At 38.5% G+C, this 4,881-nt stretch carries 3 protein-coding genes; all 3 read right to left on the reverse strand.

Annotated features, from left to right (window positions below; all coding sequences use genetic code 11):
• Window positions 1-464 precede the first annotated feature (464 nt).
• The gene (locus tag HT669_RS09755) at window positions 465-3,755 is read right to left on the reverse strand and encodes a sialidase domain-containing protein (protein ID WP_172933695.1); all 3,291 of its coding nucleotides are present in this window, start codon (window positions 3,753-3,755) and stop codon (window positions 465-467) included.
• Entirely contained in the window at window positions 3,712-3,900 is a 189-nt protein-coding gene (locus HT669_RS09760) for a YSIRK-type signal peptide-containing protein (protein WP_078800240.1), read from the reverse strand. The genes HT669_RS09755 and HT669_RS09760 overlap by 44 nt, the downstream gene beginning before the upstream one ends.
• A 287-nt stretch (window positions 3,901-4,187) precedes the next feature.
• Window positions 4,188-4,415, reverse strand: coding sequence for a hypothetical protein (locus HT669_RS09765; protein ID WP_000576348.1), 228 nt, complete (start codon window positions 4,413-4,415; stop codon window positions 4,188-4,190).
• Window positions 4,416-4,881: the final 466 nt, after the last annotated feature.

Below are 4,881 nucleotides of genomic sequence, written 5' to 3' on the forward strand. Positions count from 1 at the left end.
CCTCAAAACGGTGTTTTGAGCAGGCTACGGCTAGCTTCCTAATTTGCTCTTTGATTTTTTGAGTATAAGGACATGTTGGATTCTATGTGCTGTATTGTCAACAATACACTCTTCTTCCTGTATATCTACCAACATGATTTACAGAATTTTATTTTACTATAATTTTACCTATATTCCAAGACAGAAATAAAATAATCAAGAACAAAAACGCATATAACCAATAACTAGCTATATGCATTTTAACACTTAAAGCGAACTGTTAAGTTGCGACTAGTGGTATCCAGTCCTAAGTAAGTCGGAAATATACAGTTTATTTACGACTAGCAAGGCATTTACCCGGCAATAAGAGCTCATCTAAATTGACTTTTTCTTAAAGTAGAAATTTCTACGAAAACTATCTAAATAAACTTTTTATCTCTATGACGGACAAAACATGTCTCAGTTATTCATCAACATCCAAGGTTCTAGTAGTTGACCCACTCCCCATTGGAGTTAACTTTATAACCATCTACTATAGTATTAACCGCTAATCTTCCGCTTTCATTGACATAGTACCATTTGTCTCCAACTTGGAACCATTGATTTACCTTCATTGCACCAGATGATTCCTGATAGTACCAATGGTCTCCATCTTTTATCCAACCAGTTGCCATTGAACCGTTAGCATTGAGATAGTACCACACACCACTGGATTCAACCCAGCCAGTAGACATTGCTCCGCTCTCACTCAAATAATACCATTGGTTACCATCTCTGACCCAACCAGTTGCCATTGAGCCGTTAGCATTGAGATAGTACCACACACCACTGGATTCAACCCAGCCAGTAGACATTGCTCCACTCTCACTCAAATAATACCATTGATTACCATCTCTGACCCAACCAGTTGCCATCGCACCAGTAGAACTCAAGTAGTACCATTTATCCGCTTCCTGATGCCAGCCTTTCACCACTTCACCAGCAGATGTATAAAAATACCACGTACCATTTTCTTGCTTCCAACCAGTCGTTATTGGAACTTTAGTCTCAGTTTTAATAACATCTCCTACATAAGATTGGAGGTAACGAGGAGCAAAAGAAGTAAGAGGAGAGTTTGCTACCATTCTATCTGAAGACCCCAAAGATAATTTATCCTTCTCTGACTTCCTTTCTGTCATCTCCTCAGATACATTTTCTCTTACTGTATTCATGGTCTCGACAGGATTTTCTTTCGCATCTTCAGGAATTCTACTGCCAGCTAGTGTAACTGGTAAATCATGCATACTGTCAATTCTACCGGCCAGTAGACCTGTAATTTCTTGACCTGCATCTTCTTTATTAAAGGTGAAAAGTAGAGTTTTTTGATCTGCTTGGGTCAAGAAGGTAGCTTTGTGTCCATTCGCTAAAGTCAAAGTCGGAATAGAATTCACTAGTACCTCAGAATCAAATTGCATAGCTAAGATACCTTGTTCTGCATCCTCTTCTTCTGTTTCCAATTTACGAACGTCCCTGATAGTTACACTCGTTGGATATACCGGATCTTTTGTTAAAAAGTCCCAATTAAATTTTCTAAATGATAGGGTATAGTCATTTTGTCCTTTTTCAGTGTGTTCATACAAGATACCATACTCCCCATTTCCTAATTCTTGGAGCGAATTATAGGCAAACTCTCCTTTTTGAATTGGTCTATGATGTAACCAAGTCAAGTCTCCGTTGTCCTCTACACGAGCCAAATGAGCCATTCCATTCGTCCGTTTAGGTCCTCCTGAATTGGTTAAAATGATGTATTCTTTTCCTTCGTGCATGGTGTGAATAGCAGCCATTTGGACATAAACATCTTTAACCTGATTATATCTCTTGATTTCCTTGTCCCAAGTTTGCCCACCATCTTTACTTGTGGCAACCTGTAAATCACCCGTTAATCCTCTCATAAAGAGTTTCACATCACCATTATTTAACTGTACAGCAACTGACTCTGTATTTTGGGCAGGACTATTATTCATAGTTGAGGAATGAATTTTCCTTCTACCTACCGTCCTATCATCATTGACAGCCGCTCCAGCCTGCCATGTTTCTCCATGGTCATCTGAATAAATCAAACGAGAAGACTGGGATCCGCTTAGATGGGAGATAGCATTGGTGGTATAAGTAGGAACTAAGATACGACCCTTGTGCTCTCCTGTTCTAAGCACAATTCCTGTACCTGGACCTGTTCCTAAAAATTTCATCCAATCTTGGCGAATTGATGGTGTAATATCTCTTGGTTGCGACCAAGTTTTCCCATCATCATCACTATAGGAAAGCCACAAATAGCTCGTATAGGCTACACGAAATGGATTTTTAGCAGATGGAGCAAAGTAGATATTCCCAAGAAGCTCTTCTCCTTTATAGAGGTCACCCTTATCTCTGTAGGCTTCTTCTTTTGGATCCACTACAACGCGATAATCTGTTTTTTGATTATTTGCATCATATACTTCTCCGTTTTCTCGGACAGTATATGCTTGATTTTCCCCTTGTTTATATAGTAATTGATAGTGCTTATCTCCAACTTGTTGATAAGCTTTTTGAGGTTTGTTTGGCATTCCAAAGACAGCTCGACCTTCTGGAAACATATCGTAGATTGAAAAAATTCTCTTTGTGGTAGGATCTTGAACCAAGACCATATCGATATTAAGTGGAGATGGTGCCTGCGGATCTTTTGCTTCTGGATTGTCTCGCAAGTTGGTCAAGGTTAAGGTTGGCTGCCAAGTAGTTCCCCCATCCTCACTTCTCCTAACGACCATAGCAATATCTCCCCAATCAGAATGGTGGAGACGACGCTGATCTGCCCCTGCCAGTAATGTTCCTTTATCCGTACGTAGCAAAGCTGGAATCCGATAACTCTTAATTCCTTCACTATTTGGCTTACCATTGACACCGCTCATAAACAACTCTTGCTTCTCTGTCAAGACTGCCCCTTCAGGAAGTGACGGCTCAATATCTGTCACATCAAATAACTGGCTACGTTTTTTGACTTCCTCTGGAGTTAGAGCACGATTGTATACAGTCAGATTACGAATAGAGAGATTTGAGCCCCACTTCAGTTCTCCTGCTCTATTAGTTGCACCTAACTGAAGTTTATCCACATCTGGCATGTCTGCCAGGAATTTCCCTGACTTTTTATTCGTACGAGATAATACACCATTCACATAAAGACGAACCTGACCATTTGGACTATCCTTTTTTGGTCTTTCAACAGTAAAAGTAACCGAATTATACTTGCCTGGTCTAATCTTCAAAGGCGCATCTGTATAACTTCCATAAAATTGACTACCATCAGCTCCACGTCCCTCTATCAAAGCTGTCCCATTATTGATTGCCATTGTAAAGTACTCATTTACTTTAGTTGTACTGGAAGCAGAAAAGAGATTGTAAAAACTAGGACCATCAGCAGCCGGTTTGAACTCCACATGAACAGTTGCATTTTGGAGTCCCTTTACTTTCTCTAATTCATCAGACAAGTCTACTCTTTTTCCATTTGAATCATTCGTCTCTAAGTCATCTTTTTCTATCACTGTTTCGACATTTTCCAAATCTCGTGCATAGTAATCTCTTGGAATTTTTTCTTCTTGCTTATCTTCCCTTTCTTGTTCTTGATCATTGCCAGAAAGTTCAGTCTCTGAAACAGACTCTACATGCTCTGCAGGAAGAGTTATATTTTCTCCTTCCTCAGAAGGCTGGCTCTTTTCTGTATCAGTTAGGGTTGAGCTCCCCCCCCCCCGAAAGTTGAGTTTCATTTGCCAGAGGTTGCTCACTCGCCCCTTCTTGAGCTAAAACAGGAGACGTTCCAAACACCACTGCTCCCACAATCATAGAAACCGCTCCTACCGATAGTTTCCTAATACTATAACGACACTTACGTTCTTGAACATTCCGATTCATACTGTTCCTCTCTATATCTATATCCCGATTTCTGAAATAAGACATTTACTCCAGAAAATGCACTTAGTTTGTCTTTTCTTAACTTTCTTTTACTACAGTTCATTTAAATGACAAAAATGAACTAAACAAACTATCTCAAATTGGTGCCAAATTTCCCCTCTCCTTTCTCCAATCAGACTCCTGCCAATCTAGTTTATCTACCAGGACACCGCTGCAATTAAACTAAAATATCTCTTTATAAGCAAATGATGGACATCAGCTTATGCTATTTACACCATACTTCCTGCTCAATCCTTATCGAACACTTTTTCAAATAGCTTTTCATAAGCATAAATACTTGTAGAAATAATGGGAAATATAATCAAGCTCACAATCAGAATCTTATCCAGCTTAAAGGGGACAATCCCAAATAAGTGAAGAAATAAATCAATCAGAAAACTGTCGAAAAAAACTGTCAAAAGTAGTTCAATTTGTCTTTTTCTCTGCTTTTTTGTCTTGAATGCCTTAAATATCATATTATTCCCCTTTTCTAAGCTTCAATCCCTTCTCTCTATCTGTCATTTCGCATAGCTGCTACTATTTTTACAGCAATCTATCTTTAAATATACATAAAGATAAGATTCTATCACTTTTTATAAGTGTTAGCAAATTTATTATACCTCATTTCTAAAACGCTTTCAATACAGTGTAGTATAATAGATTTTAGTTTCAAGAAACTCTTTTGTATAATAATATCCTTGAAAGTAGTTTCAGATGAACATTTATAGTCCATAAAAAGAAAACAGAGACTCATCTGTTTTTTACACTCAATGAAAATCAAAGAGCAAACTAAGAAGCTAGCCGCATGATGCTCAAAACACTGTTTTGAGGTTGTAGATGAAACTGACGAAGTCAGCTCAAAACACCGTTTTGAGGTTGTAGATGAAACTGACGAAGTCAGCTCAAAACACCGTTTTGAGGTTGTAGATGAAACTGACGAAG

It is taken from the genome of Streptococcus sp. 2100 (genome assembly GCF_013276335.1).
GTDB classification, from domain to species: Bacteria; Bacillota; Bacilli; order Lactobacillales; family Streptococcaceae; genus Streptococcus; species Streptococcus pseudopneumoniae.

Coding starts and splice junctions, on each gene's coding strand:
- HT669_RS09755 (WP_172933695.1), bottom strand. CDS start 3,755: ATGAAACTCAACTTTCGGGGGGGGGGGAGCTCAACCCTAACTGATACA.
- HT669_RS09760 (WP_078800240.1), bottom strand. CDS start 3,900: ATGAATCGGAATGTTCAAGAACGTAAGTGTCGTTATAGTATTAGGAAA.
- HT669_RS09765 (WP_000576348.1), bottom strand. CDS start 4,415: ATGATATTTAAGGCATTCAAGACAAAAAAGCAGAGAAAAAGACAAATT.